Source organism: Culicoidibacter larvae, assembly GCF_005771635.1.
GTDB classification, from domain to species: Bacteria; Bacillota_I; Bacilli_A; order Culicoidibacterales; family Culicoidibacteraceae; genus Culicoidibacter; species Culicoidibacter larvae.
The window spans coordinates 156,113-175,962 of record NZ_VBWP01000004.1; the positions used below are offsets into that span (position 1 = coordinate 156,113).

The 19,850-nt window shown below is 36.4% G+C and carries 19 protein-coding genes; 14 read left to right on the top strand and 5 right to left on the bottom strand.

The annotated features are described in order from the left end of the window. Positions 1 to 20: 20 nt before the first annotated feature. Positions 21 to 1,358 (bottom strand): HAMP domain-containing sensor histidine kinase, encoded by a 1,338-nt coding sequence (locus FEZ08_RS06180; RefSeq protein WP_171014964.1) that lies wholly within the window; start codon positions 1,356 to 1,358, stop codon positions 21 to 23. Beyond that, positions 1,351 to 2,064, bottom strand: coding sequence for a response regulator transcription factor (locus tag FEZ08_RS06185; protein ID WP_138190842.1), 714 nt, complete (start codon positions 2,062 to 2,064; stop codon positions 1,351 to 1,353). The genes FEZ08_RS06180 and FEZ08_RS06185 overlap by 8 nt, the downstream gene beginning before the upstream one ends. A 182-nt stretch (positions 2,065 to 2,246) precedes the next feature. Between FEZ08_RS06185 and FEZ08_RS06190 the strand changes: the two genes are divergently transcribed. Further along, a complete protein-coding gene (locus FEZ08_RS06190) occupies positions 2,247 to 4,514 on the top strand; it encodes a peptidoglycan DD-metalloendopeptidase family protein (RefSeq protein ID WP_138190843.1) in 2,268 nt (755 codons plus the stop codon). Between the two features lie 95 nt (positions 4,515 to 4,609). Further along, complete coding sequence (locus tag FEZ08_RS06195; protein WP_138190844.1) at positions 4,610 to 5,146, top strand: GNAT family N-acetyltransferase; 537 nt, start codon at positions 4,610 to 4,612, stop codon at positions 5,144 to 5,146. 52 nt (positions 5,147 to 5,198) lie between these two features. On the opposite strand, the gene FEZ08_RS06200 is transcribed toward FEZ08_RS06195, so the two are convergent. Further along, positions 5,199 to 5,444: a hypothetical protein gene (locus FEZ08_RS06200; protein WP_138190845.1), complete on the bottom strand. Its 246-nt coding sequence runs from the start codon at positions 5,442 to 5,444 to the stop codon at positions 5,199 to 5,201. A 191-nt stretch (positions 5,445 to 5,635) separates the two neighbouring features. Between FEZ08_RS06200 and lepB the strand changes: the two genes are divergently transcribed. Further along, a complete protein-coding gene (gene lepB / locus FEZ08_RS06205) occupies positions 5,636 to 6,163 on the top strand; it encodes a signal peptidase I (protein WP_171014965.1) in 528 nt (175 codons plus the stop codon). A gap of 24 nt (positions 6,164 to 6,187) precedes the next feature. Next, positions 6,188 to 6,862 carry a hypothetical protein gene (locus FEZ08_RS06210; RefSeq protein ID WP_138190847.1) on the top strand — a complete coding sequence of 225 codons (675 nt, stop codon included), beginning with the start codon at positions 6,188 to 6,190 and terminating at the stop codon, positions 6,860 to 6,862. Positions 6,863 to 6,900: 38 nt separating this feature from the next. Here the strand turns inward: FEZ08_RS06210 and FEZ08_RS06215 are convergent, their stop codons facing one another. Continuing rightward, on the bottom strand, positions 6,901 to 7,524 hold the full coding sequence (locus FEZ08_RS06215) for an HAD family hydrolase (RefSeq protein WP_138190848.1): 624 nt from the start codon (positions 7,522 to 7,524) through the stop codon (positions 6,901 to 6,903). Positions 7,525 to 7,672: 148 nt separating this feature from the next. On the opposite strand from FEZ08_RS06215, the gene FEZ08_RS06220 reads away from it, so the two are divergent. The 7 genes from FEZ08_RS06220 (at position 7,673) to FEZ08_RS06250 (ending at position 16,439) form a co-directional block, all read left to right on the top strand. Beyond that, on the top strand, positions 7,673 to 8,509 hold the full coding sequence (locus FEZ08_RS06220; RefSeq protein ID WP_138190849.1) for a polyphosphate polymerase domain-containing protein: 837 nt from the start codon (positions 7,673 to 7,675) through the stop codon (positions 8,507 to 8,509). After that, positions 8,499 to 9,182: a DUF4956 domain-containing protein gene (locus tag FEZ08_RS06225; RefSeq protein ID WP_138190850.1), complete on the top strand. Its 684-nt coding sequence runs from the start codon at positions 8,499 to 8,501 to the stop codon at positions 9,180 to 9,182. The genes FEZ08_RS06220 and FEZ08_RS06225 overlap by 11 nt, the downstream gene beginning before the upstream one ends. A gap of 22 nt (positions 9,183 to 9,204) precedes the next feature. Further along, positions 9,205 to 11,037 carry a carbohydrate-binding domain-containing protein gene (locus tag FEZ08_RS06230; RefSeq protein WP_171014966.1) on the top strand — a complete coding sequence of 611 codons (1,833 nt, stop codon included), beginning with the start codon at positions 9,205 to 9,207 and terminating at the stop codon, positions 11,035 to 11,037. A gap of 138 nt (positions 11,038 to 11,175) precedes the next feature. Next, positions 11,176 to 14,922 carry a collagen binding domain-containing protein gene (locus FEZ08_RS06235; RefSeq protein WP_138190852.1) on the top strand — a complete coding sequence of 1,249 codons (3,747 nt, stop codon included), beginning with the start codon at positions 11,176 to 11,178 and terminating at the stop codon, positions 14,920 to 14,922. A 119-nt stretch (positions 14,923 to 15,041) separates the two neighbouring features. After that, entirely contained in the window at positions 15,042 to 15,347 is a 306-nt protein-coding gene (locus FEZ08_RS06240) for a hypothetical protein (protein WP_138190853.1), read from the top strand. A 56-nt stretch (positions 15,348 to 15,403) separates the two neighbouring features. Next, positions 15,404 to 15,877: a hypothetical protein gene (locus FEZ08_RS06245; RefSeq protein WP_138190854.1), complete on the top strand. Its 474-nt coding sequence runs from the start codon at positions 15,404 to 15,406 to the stop codon at positions 15,875 to 15,877. A gap of 13 nt (positions 15,878 to 15,890) precedes the next feature. Beyond that, complete coding sequence (locus FEZ08_RS06250) at positions 15,891 to 16,439, top strand: hypothetical protein (RefSeq protein ID WP_138190855.1); 549 nt, start codon at positions 15,891 to 15,893, stop codon at positions 16,437 to 16,439. A gap of 16 nt (positions 16,440 to 16,455) precedes the next feature. Here the strand turns inward: FEZ08_RS06250 and FEZ08_RS06255 are convergent, their stop codons facing one another. After that, entirely contained in the window at positions 16,456 to 17,247 is a 792-nt protein-coding gene (locus FEZ08_RS06255; protein ID WP_171014967.1) for an EFR1 family ferrodoxin, read from the bottom strand. Positions 17,248 to 17,349: 102 nt separating this feature from the next. Between FEZ08_RS06255 and FEZ08_RS06260 the strand changes: the two genes are divergently transcribed. The 3 genes from FEZ08_RS06260 to FEZ08_RS06270 all read left to right on the top strand — a co-directional run bounded on the left by FEZ08_RS06260 (position 17,350) and on the right by FEZ08_RS06270 (position 19,795). Then, on the top strand, positions 17,350 to 17,694 hold the full coding sequence (locus FEZ08_RS06260; protein WP_138190857.1) for a winged helix-turn-helix transcriptional regulator: 345 nt from the start codon (positions 17,350 to 17,352) through the stop codon (positions 17,692 to 17,694). 77 nt (positions 17,695 to 17,771) lie between these two features. Then, on the top strand, positions 17,772 to 18,257 hold the full coding sequence (locus FEZ08_RS06265) for a pyridoxamine 5'-phosphate oxidase family protein (RefSeq protein WP_138190907.1): 486 nt from the start codon (positions 17,772 to 17,774) through the stop codon (positions 18,255 to 18,257). 68 nt (positions 18,258 to 18,325) lie between these two features. Beyond that, positions 18,326 to 19,795 carry a glycoside hydrolase family 1 protein gene (locus FEZ08_RS06270; RefSeq protein WP_138190858.1) on the top strand — a complete coding sequence of 490 codons (1,470 nt, stop codon included), beginning with the start codon at positions 18,326 to 18,328 and terminating at the stop codon, positions 19,793 to 19,795. The last annotated feature ends 55 nt before the right edge of the window (positions 19,796 to 19,850 follow it).

Below are 19,850 nucleotides of genomic sequence, written 5' to 3' on the forward strand. Positions count from 1 at the left end.
AAAACTCCTTAATCATTTAATTAAGGAGTTTTCTTATTCGTATATTTAGCCTCGGGAATATGGATTGAGAAGGTAGTCGCTTTTTTATTTGAAAAGACATCATAAGTAAATTCATGATTATCCATTATATATTTTGCAATTGCTAATCCTAATCCGGAGCCAGATGATTTGTTCGATTTATAATATTGATTCCATATATTGTCTTTTTCTTCAGCAGTGAGTGGGTCACCATAATTAGTAAATTGAATAGTTAGTGTCTTATGGCTACTCGAGACATTTATTTCAACATTACTGTTTTTAGGGCTATGTTTTATGGCATTATCCAGGAAATTATAAAATACTCTGGTTATTGCAGTTTCATCAGCTATTATTCTGTACTGATTATCGGTATTAAAACGCAGGGTTACGCCTTTTTCTTGCGCTAAAATCTGAACTGACTCTATTGTAGTCATTAATATGTTATCCAATGATAGTGGGGCATAGTGGAAGGTATAGAGTCCTTCCTGCATCATTGATAAGTCAAGAATAGTATTTACCAAGGTATCAAGACGTTTGATTTCATTGGTAATTACATTATAGTATTCAGCCTGTTCGTCTTCAGATACTAAATTATCTGCGAGTACTTCAATGCTGGATTCAATGACTGCAAGCGGAGTTTTAAAATCATGCGATATTCCAGCGATAAATTCTTGTTGTAATTCTTGTTTGTTTTCTAATTGCTTTTTCATATATTCCATAGCATTAGAAAGTTCTTCAATTTCGTCATGCGTTTTAAGAGTAAATGAACGATTATAATCACCATTAGCAACAGCTAAGGCATCTTTTTTAAGTTTAATAATTGGTTTTGAGATTTGATAGCCGCTCCATAAGATAATTGGTGTAACGAATACAATAAGGAAAAGTAATATTATTAGTAGATATCGATAAATATCACTGTTACCAAAAAACGTTGCATTAACAAGTTTTAACCCAATCAATGTACCGGTTGCTTGTGGTTGTTTTAAAATGTAGATATAACTAAATGGATCACCGGTATTCGATGCAACAATTTCTTTTTCAGTGACACCATCAATTGTTTGCCAATCAGTGGCAATATATTGGCTAACATTTAAAGAATGCATTGACTGATTATTCTGAAAGAGGAATAGTACACCATTTTTTATACCTAAGATCTGGCTAGGAAGATTTGACTCTGTGACATCATCTTTGTATTCATTCATCACTGTTTCCATTTGGCTGAATTGAGTATTCTTTAAGGATAAGTCAATGAATATAGTTGCTAACATAATCAAAAAGAGGATAATGGCAAAAGCTGCAAAAAGTCGGGAAACTATTTTGGTTGTAATCCTATTAAGCATTATCATCGGCTCCCTTGCTGTTGAGGCGATAACCGACACCCCAAATAGTTGTCAGATGTTCTTTTAAGTATGCACTTTTGGCGCGAATTTTTTTGATATGACTATCTACTGTCCGTTCATCACCATCAAAATCATACCCCCAAACGGCACCAAGTAAATCATCACGTGTAAAAACTTGATCCGGGTGCTCGTTTAAAAAGACAACTAATTCAAATTCTTTAGGTTTAAAGTGAATTTCCTTACCATTTTCGGTAACAATATGGCTTTTGGTATTAATAACTAATGCTTTTTCTAAATCTGGTTGAAAGAAGTGAGGTTGGGTACTCTCTAAAATCAGTTCTGCTGCTTGCAATCGGGCAAGAAGTCGAGCATAAAGTTCTTTTAAACTAATCGGTTTAGTAAGATAATCATCTGCACCTAACTCAAACCCAAATACCTTGTCGTCTTCACTGCGACGGGCAGAGGTAATTAATACAACCATTGCCGGATAATATTTCTTTATATGGCGCACAATACTCCAGCCATCACCATCAGGAAGGGTAATATCTACTATGGCAGCATCATATTTATTTTGTTCCAGCTGTTCAATAGCATCAGCTTCAGTGGCAACAATTTGAACGGAACAGCCATTGTTTTTTAAATAAAGTTCAATATTTTTAGCAAGCATATATTCGTCTTCTATAATCAAGATACGATATCCATTCATATTATCTACCTGCCTTTCTTAATTTTATTATACGGTAATAAGCATAAAATAAGCTTAAAAATACACAGAAAAAACACTTATTATCACGATTTGACCAAAAAACGGTCATAAATTGGTCATAACTCTTTCGTATACTAGTTTCTGGGAAAAGTAAGATAAAGAAATGAGCGTGAAAAGTAAATATGAAACTAAATCCATTAAAACTTTCAATAGTTGGTGCAATTATTGGAGGTATGATTTTAGTATCTGTTCCAGTTAGAGCGACTCAAAATTATAATCCGGCAACTATGATGCCGTTGCAGAAGAATCAAAAAGTGCTTATTGCACAAACAAATCTAGCTGATATTGAACAAGTTTCAAGCAATTACAATGTTCTTGAAATTCCAGTTGTTCAAAATGCAGATGGAACCTTAAGTGTTACTACTAATGATGAGGCGCTTAAAGAACAGATAGCTACTATCAACAAAAACAATCGTTCAGTATTTATGCAATTCAATATAGACAATAACACAATTGCGTCAGATGCAAACACAATATCTACTGAATTATTACAATTGACTGAAACATATGGTTTTGACGGACTTAGTATAGTCACATCGTCATCGTCAATACCGGCAGCTGACACACTTCATGTTATTAGTGACGCTGCTAAAATTATTCGAAACAATTATGCTAGCCAAGGTGCAAATTTTACAACAATTTTATACACTGACGCTGAGCAACTACAAGATGGTGCAGCTCTATACGATGCTGTAGCTGAAAATCAGAACAAATATTCATATATTGCTGTTAACAGTACATCGTTAACTGCTTTAGATGATATTATTCATAACAAAAATCAAAGTATAACGATTGATGCTGACCGACTAATTATTACTGATTTGTCTTTAGGCGCGAACGATATCGATAACTATATTTATGATTTAATGAACAATGCAGATACAGTGCGTGGTGTAAGTACGAAAACCTATGAAACATCAAGTTTCAATAAACTTGCTGCTTCAACAAGTTCAATGACCGGACAATTTATTAATAACACGGTAGATGTAAAAAAAGTGAATACCAGTGATGTTACAGAAAATAGTGCAGTTATCGACCTTGAATTATCAACCAATAATCTTAGCAAAGTGCAATCAATAGATGTTATTGATAAAAATAATACTGTTTTGGCAACTAAAGATATTCTAAATAGTAAGTTACAAGTTAAATTATCTAATTTATCTAAGAATACTATTTATGATCAATTACAAGCCGTTATATGGTATAAAGATAACAACAACAACTTAGCTTCAAAGACAATTGCGATTCCAAGTTTTACTACTGCTTTACAAGCAACTCAGCGGCAGACCGCTGCTTTGCAATCAACAACTGAACAGGCTGTTGTTGATGAGCAGGCACCTAGTCAACCAGGTTCATTAGTAGTCAGCAATGTTACTTCACATGGGGCGCTTTTAACTTGGGAACCTTCAACTGATAACATTGAAGTAAGTAAATATATTGTAACAGTTACTTCTTTAGCAGATGAGACCGTAAAACAGTTTGAAACTGTTGATAGTTTCTATACGCTTAGCGGACTAAGCGCCGAAGCAAGCTACAAAATAACTGTACAAGCTCAAGATTCATCAAATAATACTTCTACAGCAGCCGCAACTCAAATTCTTACTGAAAAAGTAGAGGCTTGGGATGCAAATGCAACATATAAACTCGGTGCACGAGTTATCGTGGACGGTAACGTATATGAAAATCAATCGCTTATTTCTGTAAACAGTATACCAACCCCTAATGATAGTACAGGTATCAATAATGGCTGGTTACATATTTCCGGAGATAGCAAGACTGCAATCCCTGACTGGAATGTGGAAGGGGTTTATCCAAGCGGTTATGTTGTTTTCAAAGATAATAATTTTTGGCAGGCTAATGCAATAGCTACTGGAAACGATGTTCCTGGCAATAGCAATAAATGGCAGGTAACAACTCATGTTCCAGAAGATATTTTTGAGGAACGCTTACCATCATTTAAATCACCAATTCGTGCTTCTTATACAGTAAGTGCTGAATATGGCGGTTATGCCGGACATATCGGAACTGATTTAGCAGTACCGGTTGGTACAGAGGTCTATCCGGTTATTAAAGGAACTGTTGTTTATACTGCCGGCGGTGCCGTTGAAGGTGATAACAGTGCTAATGGTGGCTATGGTAATGTTATTGCTGTAGCTCACACTGTGCAGGGTGTGCAGTATGTTAGCGTCTATGGACATTTATCTAGTATCAATGTAAGTGTCGGCGATACCGTAACAACAAATACTATTATCGGGTTGAGTGGTAATACCGGTATGAGTACTGGTGCCCATTTACATATTGAATTATTGAAAAATGCAACCCAATTTGATTTGAACAAAAACGTTCGAATTGCTCAGGCACTTGATTGCCGTACAATTTTACCATTATAATATTTAAAAACGGAACATGGGGGATGTTCCGTTTTTTCTTTTCGTTTTATATTATGTTATAATTAAGTATAAATAATGATATGAGGTATAAGCGTATGAACATGAATATTCGTAAAGCTGAAGTAGCTGACATTGATGCTATTGCTCAGCTCTATGATGACTTAAATGATGCTTTAGCAGCAGGAATTAATTACCCCAAATGGAAGAAGGGCATCTATCCGGTTCGTCAAACTGCAATAGACGGTTTGGCAACAGAAACATTATATGTACTTACTTTAGATAATGTCATTGCTGGTTCAGTTATCTTGAATCACCAACCAGAAGCTATTTATCGTCAGGTAAATTGGCAGATTGATGCTGAGGATCAAGAAGTTATTATCATATATACTTTGGTGGTGCATCCATTATTCCGAAATAAAGGAGTGGCAAAAGCATTGCTTGATTTTGCCGTTGAGTCCGCGCATGCGCAGCAACTCAAGGCGGTACGCCTTGATGTTGAGGTTGGTAATTTGCCGGCAGTACAACTATATGAGGCTTATGGTTTTATATATATCGACACCCTACCATATCCAATTCAAATACCTGAACTTATTGAATTGCAGTTATCTTTGTATGAGTATTTAGTTGAATAAAAAAACTGGTCTGATAACCAGCTTTTTTATTTCCTATTTTTTTTTGCAAACTTTAGGCAACCATAATATGATCATAGCGGCGATTATCAAGAAAAATGTCATAAGCAACATAATTTAATATTGCCAGTTGTGCTTTGGGGTCAGTAACCATTTTGACTAACGCGTCATTGATACGGCCCCGTAGACTGAGTTCATCTTCATGAGTAAAATCATCAACATGAAAGACATTTTCAATTTTGATATTGAATCGGTCCAAGATTCGATTATGGTTATCCAGTAATTGAATAGTTGCAGTCATATGTATCAACTCCTTGGTTTAATTGTATAAAATAAATGAACTTTTGTTGAGCCAGAAAAACGACATAAAGCAGTCAATTGTGATTGTCTGCTTTACTGCAAAAAATTCTCATATTAAATAATTTTCATAAAAATATTTCATGATATTATGCTATAATAGAAGAAATGCAACAAGTAGCAGGGGGAATTTTCTTGAATAAAAAAATGAAATCAGCACTCGGTTGGGTGGCATGGATAATTGGTGTCATCGTCGTTTCGCTATTATTAAATATGTTTGTATTCTCAGTTGCTGACGTACATCAAATATCAATGCAACCAACATTGGTTGAAAATGACCGGGTTATTGTTGATAAGATCTCTGCACGTTTATTCGGACCGGAACGGTTTGATGTTGTTGTCGTGCAATTTCCTAATACTGAGCCCAATAAGCCATTTATAAAACGGGTGATTGGTATGCCCGGCGATACGGTAAAAATTGTTGATGATGTATTGTATATTAATGACGAAGTAGTGGAGCAACCATTTATTATTGACACCGCATCACAACATACTGAGGATTATACATATCCCGGAGTTATTCCTGAGGGACAATATTTAGTAATGGGTGATAATCGCGACTCCAGTTTGGATGGACGAAAACTGGGATTGCTTACTCAAGACCAAATAATCGGTATTGGACGTTGCGTTATTTGGCCTTTAGATGATATTCAATGGTTATAGTTTTTATGTAAGAGGGGTTTTCAAATGAAGTTTACAAGTTTTAATGATTTTAAATCACGGGTTATTTATAATGACCGCTTTAAAAATATTTTCAGCGGTATGGTCATTTTATTGGTTATGGCGGTTGCTTATAATTTAATATCAACAGTTATTACCATTGTCAAAAATGGATTGCTGGGCAAGCCACAATATTGGATACGAATATTTTTATCAATTGAAGGCGAAAGCGGTACATCACCAATATGGGCGATCATTGTTTATGGAACATATATCTTAGTTCCGGTTTGTATTATCTTTGCTATTATTTACCTTGTAATGCGCAATGGTAACCTAAGAAAACTCTATGATGCTTATCAAAGTAATGGTGTGCATCCATATGTGAAAGTTACCGATTATGCTTTTAGAGCTGGTAATATTACTAATACTTTATATGTTTATGGTGGTAATGAAGCAGAAGTTGCTTCCGCAGTAGAAGTAATAAATAATAAAATTATTGGTTTTTCCAAACAAGATTTTAAACAATTACAAAAATATGTCAGCAAGAGCTCTGTATTGAATCTTGTTAAATTACAACCAATGTTTCCCGAAGTCAGTTTATCAGTATACGCATTTGTGTCACCAAATCCGCCACAAGCTGAATCAATTATTTGCCGTATCGATAATCAGGACCGCCTTTATTTTTTAAAGCCAGTTAAATAATAAAAGCCCTCACAGCTAAACTGTGAGGGCTTTTTTCTTTATACCAGAGAAAGAATATCCTTAGGATGTTCAAGATAATAGTCAGCGTTTATGCCATCAATAATCGGCGCTCCCCAAAGGGCAAAACCAAATGCTATTCCCGCTGCGCGCGAAGCTATACCGTCGCCATCCATATCACCAATATAGATACAATCGTCAACACTAATATCCAGTCCTTCAATTGCTTTTAATAATGGCTCGGGGTCAGGCTTATGTTTTAAAGTATCTTCTGCAAGCACTACGCGAGTCATATATTGATCGATTGGATGCTCAGCAAAATCAATCAGGTATTGCGGATGTAATTTTGAGCTGGAAACACAGCAAATAACCCCACGTGTAGCTAGAGTTTGAATGACTTCTAGAATTCCGTCATAAAAACCGGCTTTCTCCTCAAAACTATTTACACCTTCAACCCAAAGTGCATAAGTTGCCTCAATATCCTCAAAGCCCAGTTCTTCAATAACTTTCTTACCGGGGTAGGCGCGATACTTTAAAATTTCATCATAGGTCACATCCTGACCCAATTCTCGCTTAATTAATCGTTGCAGCGGAATCATATTCATCCGTTCAGTATCCAGTATCGTTCCGTCAATATCAAAAATAACACACTTGTATGGTTTCATAATATCACCGTCCTATATGCAGTATACCATGAAAGTAGGGCGGAAATCTCTGAAAAACAATATTTGAAAATATATTTTTTCATTTTAAGCCTCTTTTAAGTTTTACTGTTTATACTACGGGTATAGAACGTTTATGGAGGTTGCACAAATGGCTAAAACAAAATTAAACCATATATTTGAAAGACGTGAGAAAAAATATCGTTTAACTAAAGAACAATTCCAACGTGTATATGTTGCTTTACTGGAACATATGCATGCTGATAAATATGGCAAGCATACAATCTGCTCGCTATACTATGATACAGATGATTATTATCTAATTAGAACATCCAATGAAAAACCAGTGTATAAAGAGAAGTTCCGTTTACGTAGTTATGGGACACCAAATGATGATTCAACGGTATTTCTTGAATTGAAGAAGAAATATGATGGCGTTGTTTATAAACGTCGCGAGTCATTGACTATGTACTCGGTCCAGAAATATTTAAACGATGGTCACCTTAAAGTATTGGACAAAGAACCAAATCAAATCATGATGGAAATTGACTGGTTTATGAACCGTTATCAATTGGCACCAAAAGTAATGGTTGCATATGACCGTATTGCTTTATATGGCAAAGAAGAGTCGGCCTTCCGGGTTACTTTTGACTTTGATATTCGCTGGCGAGACTATGACTTAGACCTGCGATATGGTGATTACGGTAACCCGTTGATTGCCACCGACGAATGTATGATGGAAGTGAAGGCACTGGGAGCAATTCCAGTCTGGTTAACCGAAATTCTTTCGAGAGAAAGATTATATTCGACCTCGTTTTCAAAATATGGCATTATTTATAAACAATTTATTGCACCAAAAAATATCCCGGTAACCAAATCGATGCTGCATAGTTTGGTACATGCCAATACAACTTACAACCTGGGAGAAGCAACGCAGAAACTGCGTGGTGCACAAAAACAAAAAGGAGTGACTTATCATGTTGGATAGCATTTTATCAACAACAACAGCAGCGGCATCAATCGATCTTACCGGTATCCTTATATGTACCGCGGTCTCATTAGTATTAGGCTTGGTGGTGGCATTTGTCCACATGTACCGGAATACCTATAGTAGAAGCTTTATTTTAACGCTGGTGATGCTACCAATATTAGTTCAATCAGTAATCATGTTAGTAAACGGCAACCTCGGAACCGGGATGGCAGTTTTAGGCGCATTCAGCTTAGTACGTTTCCGTTCAGTTGCCGGTGGTGCCCGTGAAATTAGCAGTATATTTTGGGCAATGGGAATCGGACTTGCAACCGGAATGGGTTATGTTGTATACGGAGCGTTATTCTCAGCAGTTATTGCTGTCGTGATTATTGTATTAGTGACTGTACGCTTCGGTGGGCGAAAAAACCCCGCGGAAAAACAATTGAAAATTGTCATTCCCGAAGATCTTGACTACAACGGCATCTTCGATGACATCTTTAAAAAATACACATACGAAGCACGGCTGGAACGAGTAAAAACAACTAACATGGGTAGCCTTTACGAGTTGGTATATCATGTTATGTTTAAAGACGCCAATGATGAAAAAGATGTCATTGATGAACTACGCCGCCGTAATGGTAATCTGACGATTACTTGTGGCCGCATAACTGCCAATCGGGATGAATTATAGAAAGCATGGTGAACATATAGATATGAATAAATTTATAACTAAAGTCGGGGCTGCGCTATTAGTCATACTAATAGCTGCTGCCGGTTGCAGTGTTGCAGCCGAACCAGAAACAGCAACGACAACTAATAATGTAAGTACTGAAGGTTTATTTGGTACCTACGAGGATGAAGATTTAGATGCAACTTGGGATGATGCAAGTGCTACCCATATTACATTAAGTGATTCAGCATCAACAATTGATGGTGAGGGTGCTGTTGTTAATGGCAGTGGAATAAAAATTACTGCTGCCGGGACCTATGTCTTAACCGGTATGTTAACTAATGGTCAGGTGCTCATTAGTGCGACTGCCAATGACAAAGTAAGAATAATTCTAAATGGGGTAACCATTAATAATGATACATCTGCTGCTATTTATGTTGAGCAAGCGGATAAAGTGATTATGACTTTAGCAAGTGATACCAAAAATACCATAAGTGACGGCAGTACATATACATTTGCTGATGCAGCTACTGATGAGCCTAATGCTACCATTTTCAGTAAAGATGATTTAACAATTAATGGTGATGGTCAATTAACGGTGACGGCTAATTATTTAAATGGTATCATTTCAAAAGATGATTTGATTATCACCGGTGGAACGTATGCAATTACGGCAAACAACAATGGTATTCGCGGTCGTGATGTGTTAAGTATTTTAGATGGTAATTTTACAATTACTGCTAAAAACGATGCGATTCAATCAAATAATGACACCGGCGAAGAAGGAAAAGGTGTTATTAATCTGGATGGCGGGACTTATGATTTAACCGCTGACCATGATGGTGTTGATGCTAAAAATCAATTAAATATTTCTCATGGTACATATACGGTTAAAAGCGGTGGCGGCAGCAGCCAAAGTGCTAATAGCAGTGATACCGAGAGCTATAAAGGCTTGAAAGCGGCTAGCGCTATTCATATTACCGGTGGTACCTTCAATATTGATGCTAAAGATGATGCAATCCATACTAATGGAGATACTAACATTGAAGGCGGCACCTTTACTTTAGCTACCGGCGATGATGGTATTCATTCGGATAATACGACAGCAATTAGCGGTGGCGAAATCACAATTACTAAATCATACGAAGGTATAGAGGGGTCAGATATTACAATCAGCGGTGGCACCATTTCAATTGTCAGCAGTGATGATGGTATTAATGCTGCTGGGGGCAGTGATGGTGATACAGAAACCGGACCATTCGGTGGTGATCAATTTGCTGCCGGCGATTATACCCTAACAATTAGTGATGGTACTGTTTATGTAAATGCTGGTGGTGATGGACTCGATTCAAATGGTGATATTGTTATGACTGGTGGTACTGTTGTAGTTGATGGACCGGAAGATAATGGCAATGGCGCTTTGGATTATGATGGTAATTATACAATCAGCGGTGGTATTCTGATTGCTGCCGGAAGTAGCGGTATGGCCCAGGCGCCCGGAACTGATTCAAGCCAGGCGAGCTTGGGTATTTACTTCAACTCAACGCAATCTGCCGGTCAGACAATTAATATTAGCAGTAGTGATGGTACTAACATCTTAAGCTACACGCCAAGTAAATCATATTCATCAGTGATTGTCAGTGCGCCGGAACTTAAAAATGGTTCAAGCTATTCAGTTTCAACTGGTGGTACTGATACTGGCTCAACTGTTAACAGCTTACAAACTGGCGGCTCATATAGTAATGGTTCAAAATTAGTTGATATAACTTTAAGTAGTTCAGTTACATTAATTGATGAATCCGGTTCTGCTGTTCAAGGCGGTATGGGAGCTCCAGGCGGAGGTATGGGTGGTGGACCTGGTGGCAATCGTCCATAAACTTTTGAAAATAATGCCGATTTAAAATCGGTATTATTTTTTTATTTTCACAATTGGAAAAATTAAAAAGCGTATTATTATACTAATCAGTCGACTAGGATTACAATAACGGTAGATAAATATAAGGGGCGAAGGATTATGTATAAAAAAATATTCTACACTTTAACCGCAGCTATGTTAATCTTTACTGCGGCATTACAACCAGTTACTACTGTATTTGCGACTTCTGAGAATCAAGAAACGTCAGCTAATAATGTTAATTCGACTGATAATACTGAGGCGACTAATGAAACAACCTCTGGAAATAAAACGGTGGCTCAAGCAAGTATTCCTGAGTCTACGAATATCATAAATACTATTACTATTACCGATCAAGACGGTAATCCTTTTGATGAAGCGAATCCGGCGGGCTTAAGTGACCCGGCAAATATTCATTTTGATTGGTCAATTCCAAATGGTTTGATTATTGAAGCAGGCGATACATATGAATTTGACCTTCCGGCTGAGTTTATAATGTATGCAGCAGTTTCAGGAACATTGAATGATTATGGGACTTTTACGGTTGATGAAAGCGGCCATGTAACTATGACTTTTAATGAAAATGCTGCAACCTCAGACGGTGTTCATGGTACATTGGATATTCATACTACTTTTAATGAAGAAGCTATTAATGGTTCTACTAATCAACAAATTGAATTTCCAATTAATGATGGCATTAGTGTTGATGTTAATTTCAAACCTAAAAATGGTGCATTGATTGCTAAAGGTGGTTTTTTTGATCAAGACTACAATGGAAATACCGCAACATGGACAATAAATGTTAATAGTGGTCTTGATAGTATTGCCAACGCAACAGTTACCGATGAAATTCCGGTAGGCCTTTTATATAACAGTGGTAGTCTGGTTGTATATCAATTAAATGTCAATGTTGATGGCAGTGTCAGCCGTGGTTCAATTGTTGATCCTTCAGAATATCAATTTGATGAGAATGGAAATCAACTTTCAATTGTATTTAATGAAAATCCGCTTACGCACGCATATCAAATTGAATACAAAACTGATGTTGAAAATCCAGAAGCTTTAAGTGGTGTTGTCAGCTTTGAAAATAATGCCCATTTAACTGGTGATGATATCAACGAATCAACTAAATCAACAATCACTACTTCTTATGGTAAACCAATTGATAAAACCGGTATTTATGATGCTAATACGCAAACATTTAATTGGGAAATTCGTTACAATTATAATGAACAGTCAATTGAACAAAAAAACGCTTGGTTGTTAGACACTTTTCCAAATAGTTTTGATTTTAACAATGATTTGCAAGTTTATGAAGTAAGTATTGATGCCAATGGTAATGAAACTATTTCTGCAACACCAATTGACCCATCAGAATACTCTTTAACTCCAGGCACAAGTGGAGACAATAATCAATTTACTTTACAATTTAACCAAGCAATTGATAAAGCATATATTATTAAATATTCAACAACTGTAAATCCCAACTATATAATAGACGAAAACGGAGTACTGACTAACAGTGTTATTACTGGTGGTGGCAACAATGCACACTATGATGGTCATTATAATCAACATGCAGTAATAAAATCACTAGAAAGTATTAATTATACAACTAGCGTAGCAACTTGGAATTACACCGTAAATGGTGATGGTTATACAATGCATGATGTAACTATTAATGATGTATTTAGTAATGAAGCATTAGATTATGTTAACGGCTCACTGCAAGTCAGAGATGCTGAAACAAATGAATTATTACAACAAGGCACTGATTATACTTTTACACTCATTGATACGCCAAAAGGCTTTCAGTTACACTTTGATAGTTTAGATAAAAAAATAAATGTTCATTATCAAACTCACTTTGATATGTCTATCTTAGAACATGTGCCGGATGCAGTTTTTGGAAATACAGCTATTATTAACTGGACTGGCGATGATGGTAACTCATATACTTCATCAGATGATAAAAGCTTTAAACCTGACCAAGAATTCAGTGATAATGGCTCAAAGTCAGGTGTGTATGATCCGCTCACTAAAGAAATTACCTGGACAATTTATACCAATACTCATTTAAGTCCGTTAAATGGTGCCAGTATAACAGACCAATTAAGTATTGATCAAGTTCTTATTGAAGATTCAATTGAAGTATTTCATTACACTGTAGGTCCAGACGGTAAACCAATTCGTGATCAGAACTTACAACCTGGTGACTATACTCTGGTAGTTACTCCTGCAACAGCAACTGCTGGTGCGAAAATTGAAATAGCAATTAATCTTAATTTTGCTGGTGTTTCATCGGCAATAGGAGTTGAATTTAAAACTTCACTTGATAATCGTACTGTGGCTGACAACTATGAAAACCAAGCAGTTTTTAAAAATAATAATCTTGAATATCCGATAAGTGGTGAAGTAAGTGTACCACATGGTGGCGAGCTTATTGAAAAAGCAGGGGTACAGGCAGGAAAAAATATTGATTGGACAGTCAATATTAATTTCAGCCAATCAACAATAAGTGAAGCAGTTATTGAGGACTCACCGTCTAATAATCAAATCATATTACCGGATACATTCCATATTTATGGCACTAATGTTGATCAAAATGGAAATGTAACACTGAATACAAATGATGAGTTGGTTGCCGGCGTAGATTACAACCTTGAGCTCGGTCCGGTTGAAACCGACGGAACTCAAACATTTAAGATAAGTTTCCTTAAAACAATCAACGAACCATACGTGTTAAAATATTCATCCTATATTGATGCTAATGATCGCGAAGCCGTTACTAATAAAGTTAATATTTCTGGTAAAAACATTGTAGATATTAACGATGATAGTCAGGAAACAATAATTATTCATGACTCAACCGGTGAGGGCACTGGAACCGGACACCGTGGCAGTTTGCGAATTAATAAAACCGATGGTCAATCAAAAGTTCTTGCCGGTGCTAAATTTGAATTATACAATGAGGATGGTACTATCTTGCTTCGTTCGGGTGAAACTGATTCACTAGGAGTGCTAAATTTTGAAGAGATTCGCTCTGGTGACTATATTTTGAAAGAAGTAGAAGCACCAAGCGGATATTGGCTAGATCCTATACTTGCTCAGGGTATTCCTGTTCACCTTGAAAACACTGATGAACTTACTGAAAATAATATTACTGTCAGTGATTTAGTTAATAATCCAACTACAATTACTTTAACCAAAGAAGATACTCAACACAATACTATTCCTGGTGCAACATATGTTCTTATAGATACTATAAGCGGTGCTACAGTTGCCCAAGCAACTACTGATGCAAGTGGAAAGATTATCTTTGAAGCAATTCCATTTGGTACATATATAATTAGAGAGGTTAATGCACCAAATGGCTGGTTGGTTAATACTGACGATAAAATAATAACCTTAAAACCAGATACAACTAACCGCGAAAACAACTTGAATGTAACAGTTTTAGAATACAAAGGTAGTGCTTATCTTTACAAAGTTAATTCGGAAAATAAACCACTGGCAGGAGCGAAGTTTGCTTTACGTTATAATGGTCAAGTTATTCAACAAGAATTAGCAACTAATAGTGATGGTTATATTCATTTAACTGATTTAGCACCCGGAACTTACCAAATTTATGAAACATCAGCACCTACTGGTTATGTACTGGATAGCACCCCAATTCAATTTATTATTCCAAATGCTGCTAATGGCGAGCCACAAGAAGTAAATATCGGTACTTTTGTGAACCATTTACCAACACCAGAGTTACCGGTAACTGGTAATGATCAACCGGCTATTCTAGTATTCATTGGCCTTTTCAGCAGTGTTACCGGACTCATCATCTATATCAAACGTTCTAAACGTCAACTATAAATGAAAAGGCACTTGTTTTCGTCACAGAAAATGAGTGCCTTTCTTATGGATTAGCGATTGATTTTAAAGTCAGAAAAAGTTACAATTAAAGTAACAACAATATGTGGGGAGCAGCACAAATGAAAAAATATATTGTTATTGCAATTATAACCAGTATTATTGTCATAACTAGTCTTTGGGTGACTAAAATTATTCCCCGGCAGATTAGTATTTTTGTTGCTGAATATTATGTCTCAACCACATATCCGGATTATAATTTAGTTAATATAAAAAGCGAAGAATTCAGTGCAGAAGGTGGATACCTGATTACATTCATTGACAGTTCAAATACCAAGCACAATTTCTTGGTAACATCAACATATTTGCCAATTCATGTCAGCTTCGACCCAATATTAAATCGTACCGGAAATACTATTCATGATTAAAAGCAATAAAGAGCTTGCCTATGGCGAGCTCTTTATCCATATAAGGGGAGTCAATAATGAAAAAAACATACCTCAGTATATTAGCAGTGCTGATTTTACTTGTTAGCGGTTGTGTCGGCACTCAACCGCCACTTGAACAGAATATTGAATCAATTGAAATAAGCCATTCAAGTTTTGGCTGGGCCGGTCAAGAATATCTGATTGATTTCATTAATAATAGCTTCTATAGTTATCAAAGTGAAAAGATTGGTGAAGGTCGTGATGAATCAGCTAAAAATGCCGGCTATACATATATTGGCAGTTTAAATGATGTGAACGGATTTTATCAAACTGCAGAACAATTGGATTTCTTTAATTGGCAAGAGCGATATGATAACCTGGAAATCATGGATGGCCATCAATGGTCAATAACCATTACTTACCATGATGGCGCAAGTAAGCATATTTCCGGCAGCAATGCCTATCCAAAAAACTGGGAATTGATGGGGGCAGTTTTCCAAAAGTTGACGACGATTAACGTTTTAAATTAAAGGAGAACTTAAAATGGAAACTAAAATATCAACCAAAGCAATTACTCAACGCGGACTTAAAATCAGTTTACTGGTTTTGTTAATGCTGGCGGCTATATTATTAACACTGGCATTCCTGCTGCTTACCAATACCTTTGGAAGATTTGCCGAACGCCGAACTGTGCTTTTTGTTTTTGCCTTGAGCGGTATTCTTGTCTTTGTCATCTGGGCGGTTACCTGCAGTTATCTCTTTGCTCGTGAATATAGCTTCAATTTTGGTGCAACGGCAATAACAATTGCCAGTCCTAAAAGCGAACGCAAGGTGCAACTGAGTGAGCTTGAGCAACTGATAATTCATAACCGAACTGATTATTCAAAAATTATTATCCAAACACATAATAAAACTGAAAAATATTATGTTGGCTTAACACGGATGCTCAAGTCAAAGGAAATTATTGACATGCAGGAATCCAAAAACTTAAAAGCGTACTTTGAAGCTGCTGGTTTTACTTTTGCCGAATCTGATAATGATCCTCGTGATGTGCTTACTTTTTCGAAGAATGATGGCACGTATCGCACCTAAAGTGCGATGCGTGCTTTTATTTTTCATAAAAACCGAGGCGGCGGCTTAACTTAAGGTTAGGGTTATTATATTGAAACCACTCCTGATTATGATTTTTGTAGCTGATGGCATCTTGCGGGCAGTAGTTGAAACACGCCATACAAGCTGCACAATTATGGTTGAATTGCGGATAATCACCCTCATTTGTAATAGTAATATTATTCGCACCGCATACTTTCGCGCAGATACCGCATGAAATGCACTTATCAGTAACCGCAAAATTTTCATCAAAGTTGCTGACGTTTTTGCTGCGTATATGTGCTATTAATGTGACTGGTGGCAACATTGGTGACGCTTTTTTATGTTTGCGGGCACTAATAGCTGCTATGAGACGCTTAAATTGCTCCTTATAGCGACTTTCTTGTTGTTGCCGCGTCTTTGCCTGCATTTTGATAAACTCGGGAAAAGGGATGCTATCCGGCATAATAAAGGGCATGGCAAAATTCAATCCTGCATCTTTACTTTGTAATATTTTCCTGATTGAAGCAAGAGCGTTACCCGGGTAACGCCCGCAGGTTGCGACTGAGTAAATGTAAGTATCAATATTTGCTTCGATTTGCAGTTGGGATAGATATGTTTTTACTAAACCAGGGGCATCCATAAAGAATACCGGGAATATAATCCCAATTGAAGCAGCTGGTTTTAGTGTTGGTATAGCAATGCCGGCTTGTATTGGCAATATTTCGACATTATCAATATGAATGCTGATTTCATTTGCCAGATGCAATGAATTGCCAGTGCCGGTAAAGACTAAAATATAGTTTTTCATAAATTTGTTTTCCTCGCTTTCAATTGTAGTATAATGGAAATACATGAATGATAAAAGTATGCACTTTTTTCATAGATACTATCAAAAAGGAGAGTGCCGGCGATGAGTGATTTTATTTCTGAGCAAGATAAGACTGATATTTATGGGTATTCTATATTCGAAAAAGGTTTGCAAATTTTAAGTGGAAAATGGCGGATACGAATTATTTACATTTTGCTATATGATGGCCAAAAACGCTATGGTGAATTAAAGCGCTTATTACCTGGTATTACCCACAAAATGCTCAGTAATGAGTTAAAAGAACTTGAAAAAAATAATATCATTAATCGTCAGCAATATAACGAAGTGCCACTTCGAGTTGAGTACTCACTTACTGATAAGGGCGAGGCGCTAAAGCCAATCTTATTTTCGCTCTCGCAGTGGATTCTTCAACTTGACAATCAATAAAAGCCGAAAACCACAGCTATCCTTCAATAGCTGTGGTTTTATGTTATACTAAAAGAGAAAAAGAAAGGGTGATGGTTATGTATCCAGAAATGCGGCGTAAAAAACAGGCATTATCGGAAGCGGAAGTTGTTGCTATTCTTGAACGCAATACTTCCGGAGTTTTGGGATTAAATGGGCTCAATGGCTATCCATATACTGTGCCGCTTAGTTATGTTTATATGGATGGCAAAATATATTTTCATTGTGCCAATGATGGCTATAAAATGAAATGTATGCAGGCTGATAATCGAATTTCATTTTGTATTATTGATCAGGATGAAATTGTACCAGAAGAATTTACCACTTATTACCGCAGTGTGATTCTTTTTGGAAAAGCACACTTAATCAGTGGTCCGGAAGCAGTGGCAGCAGCGATGCGTCAATTGATTGCAAAATATTCAGTTGATTTTATTACTGAAGGTGAAGCTGCTATTGCCAATATTGGTAATTCATTAACTATTGTTGAGCTTGAAATTGAACATATATCCGGCAAAGAAGCAAAGAAATTAATGATGCAAAGATAGCTTTCATTTTTTGAAAACGGTTTATTCTGCTTTCGTGATACAATTATTATTGTAAGGAGTGATAAAAAATGAGTTTTCCAAAAGATTTTTTATGGGGTGGCGCAACTGCTGCCAACCAATATGAGGGTGGTTATCGAGAAGGCGGTCGTGGCTTAGCAACATCAGATGTTTATACTGGTGGTGCATTAAATGTAGCCCGGCAAATTACTTATGTTTTACCTGATGGAACGACCGGAAAAATGGATCAGCATGATGAGATGCCAGCTAATGCGAAAGGATATATTGATGAAAATCTCTACTATCCAAGCCATGTTGCAACTGATTTCTATCATCATTATAAAGAAGATATTGCTTTATTTGCAGAAATGGGATTTAATTGTTTCCGGTTATCATTATCTTGGTCACGTATTTTTCCAAATGGCAATGATAGTGAGCCAAATGAAGCTGGATTACAATTCTATGAAGATGTATTTGATGAGTTACTGAAGTATAATATTCAACCGGTTGTTTCAATTAACCATTTTGATGTTCCTATGCATCTGGCTGACGAATACGATGCATGGTCTGACAGACGTATGATCGATTGGTATACAAACTATACCAATGTTCTTTTTACTCGCTTCAAAGATAAAGTAAAATACTGGATGACCTTTAATGAAATCAATTTACTAAACGGTTATCCTCTACTTGGGACACATAAGACTGATGACCAAACCAGATATCAAGCAATGCACCATATGTTTTTGGCATCTGCTCAAGCGGTAATCAACGGTAAAAAAATTAATCCCGATTTTCAAATTGGAATGATGTGTGCATACATCTTAACTTATCCTGAAACTTGTAATCCTGAAGATGTACAAAAGAATATTGATGAAGAACGTAATTTGAAATATTTCTTCAGTGATGTTCAAGTACGTGGATACTATCCATCATACAAGCTTAAAGAATTTGAACGTAATGGCGTTGTCATTAAAAAAGAGCAGGGCGATGATGAAATTCTTCGCCAAGGTGTTGTTGATTATATTGGTTTTAGTTACTATAATTCCGGCGTTACTTCAGTCAACAACCGAGAATTGACCGATGGCAATGTTTCTAAAGTCGTGCCAAACAAATATTTAAGCCAATCGGAATGGGGCTGGCCAATTGATCCAAAAGGAATGCGGATTTCATTAAACCTGCTTTGGGATCGTTATCAAATTCCATTATTTGTTGTTGAAAACGGACTTGGCGCAGTTGATAGCGTAGAAGCAGATGGCAGTATCAATGATGATTACCGGATTGAATATTTAGCCGATCACATCCAAGAAATGAAAAATGCTATTGAACTTGATGGTGTGGACTTATTCGGGTATACTCCTTGGGGTTGCATTGATTTAGTTTCAGCTGGAACCGGAGAAATGAAAAAACGGTATGGCTTTATTTATGTAGACCTTGATGATAAAGGCCAAGGCAGCCTTAAACGCTCAAAGAAAAAATCATTCTATTGGTACAAAAAAGTAATTGCTACAAACGGTGATGACCTATCTAATGAAGAATAAGGAAAAAGGATTCGGCTTACGAATCCTTTTTCTCCTTTACTCACAAAAGAAGAGG

Coding starts and splice junctions, on each gene's coding strand:
- FEZ08_RS06220 (WP_138190849.1), top strand. CDS start 7,673: ATGGCTAAAACAAAATTAAACCATATATTTGAAAGACGTGAGAAAAAA.
- FEZ08_RS06230 (WP_171014966.1), top strand. CDS start 9,205: ATGAATAAATTTATAACTAAAGTCGGGGCTGCGCTATTAGTCATACTA.
- FEZ08_RS06190 (WP_138190843.1), top strand. CDS start 2,247: ATGAAACTAAATCCATTAAAACTTTCAATAGTTGGTGCAATTATTGGA.
- FEZ08_RS06235 (WP_138190852.1), top strand. CDS start 11,176: ATGTATAAAAAAATATTCTACACTTTAACCGCAGCTATGTTAATCTTT.
- FEZ08_RS06210 (WP_138190847.1), top strand. CDS start 6,188: ATGAAGTTTACAAGTTTTAATGATTTTAAATCACGGGTTATTTATAAT.
- FEZ08_RS06245 (WP_138190854.1), top strand. CDS start 15,404: ATGAAAAAAACATACCTCAGTATATTAGCAGTGCTGATTTTACTTGTT.
- FEZ08_RS06180 (WP_171014964.1), bottom strand. CDS start 1,358: ATGCTTAATAGGATTACAACCAAAATAGTTTCCCGACTTTTTGCAGCT.
- FEZ08_RS06240 (WP_138190853.1), top strand. CDS start 15,042: ATGAAAAAATATATTGTTATTGCAATTATAACCAGTATTATTGTCATA.
- FEZ08_RS06250 (WP_138190855.1), top strand. CDS start 15,891: ATGGAAACTAAAATATCAACCAAAGCAATTACTCAACGCGGACTTAAA.
- FEZ08_RS06225 (WP_138190850.1), top strand. CDS start 8,499: ATGTTGGATAGCATTTTATCAACAACAACAGCAGCGGCATCAATCGAT.
- FEZ08_RS06185 (WP_138190842.1), bottom strand. CDS start 2,064: ATGAATGGATATCGTATCTTGATTATAGAAGACGAATATATGCTTGCT.
- FEZ08_RS06255 (WP_171014967.1), bottom strand. CDS start 17,247: ATGAAAAACTATATTTTAGTCTTTACCGGCACTGGCAATTCATTGCAT.
- FEZ08_RS06260 (WP_138190857.1), top strand. CDS start 17,350: ATGAGTGATTTTATTTCTGAGCAAGATAAGACTGATATTTATGGGTAT.
- FEZ08_RS06195 (WP_138190844.1), top strand. CDS start 4,610: ATGAACATGAATATTCGTAAAGCTGAAGTAGCTGACATTGATGCTATT.
- FEZ08_RS06200 (WP_138190845.1), bottom strand. CDS start 5,444: ATGACTGCAACTATTCAATTACTGGATAACCATAATCGAATCTTGGAC.
- FEZ08_RS06270 (WP_138190858.1), top strand. CDS start 18,326: ATGAGTTTTCCAAAAGATTTTTTATGGGGTGGCGCAACTGCTGCCAAC.
- FEZ08_RS06215 (WP_138190848.1), bottom strand. CDS start 7,524: ATGAAACCATACAAGTGTGTTATTTTTGATATTGACGGAACGATACTG.
- FEZ08_RS06265 (WP_138190907.1), top strand. CDS start 17,772: ATGTATCCAGAAATGCGGCGTAAAAAACAGGCATTATCGGAAGCGGAA.